Source organism: Pseudomonas sp. RA_35y_Pfl2_P32, assembly GCF_963970735.1.
Lineage (GTDB): Bacteria > Pseudomonadota > Gammaproteobacteria > Pseudomonadales > Pseudomonadaceae > Aquipseudomonas.
This window is the reverse complement of the sequence record NZ_CAXAQF010000365.1, coordinates 1-438: the sequence shown is the minus strand read 5'-3', so window position 1 is coordinate 438 and position 438 is coordinate 1. Positions and strand designations below refer to the sequence as shown.

At 63.7% G+C, this 438-nt stretch carries 1 protein-coding gene; it reads right to left on the bottom strand.

The features are described 5' to 3' along the window. A partial coding sequence (locus AACY45_RS28725; RefSeq protein ID WP_339548862.1) for a tryptophan 7-halogenase occupies positions 1 to 438 on the bottom strand: 438 nt, incomplete at both ends.

Below are 438 nucleotides of genomic sequence, written 5' to 3'. Positions count from 1 at the left end.
GCCAGCCGGCCCCGCGTGCCGTCACACGCGTATAAGGCGTCAACGGTGCCACCCGCTCGCATGGGACCGCCAGCGCACGATCGTTGAGCAGCCAGTGGTTCCAATCCTCATAGCCGACGCCGAGCGCATCGCCGATCAGCAGCGCGCGCATACCCGAACAATCGACGAACAGGTCGCCATCGACCGCACGGCCATCGTCGAGCACGAGCTGCGCAACATGGCCGCTTTCGCGATCGCGGGTCACATCCACGATCTTTCCCTCGATCCGGATGACGCCATTGGCCTCCGAACGACCACGCAAATAGCGCGCGAACAGCGACGCATCGAAATGATAGGCATAGTCCAGTCCGCCGAGCGGCGAACCCGGGCTGCGCGGATCGGGATACCTGAACTTGTTTTGCATCGCCGCGACGCAATTGAGCGCATAGGCGTCGAACG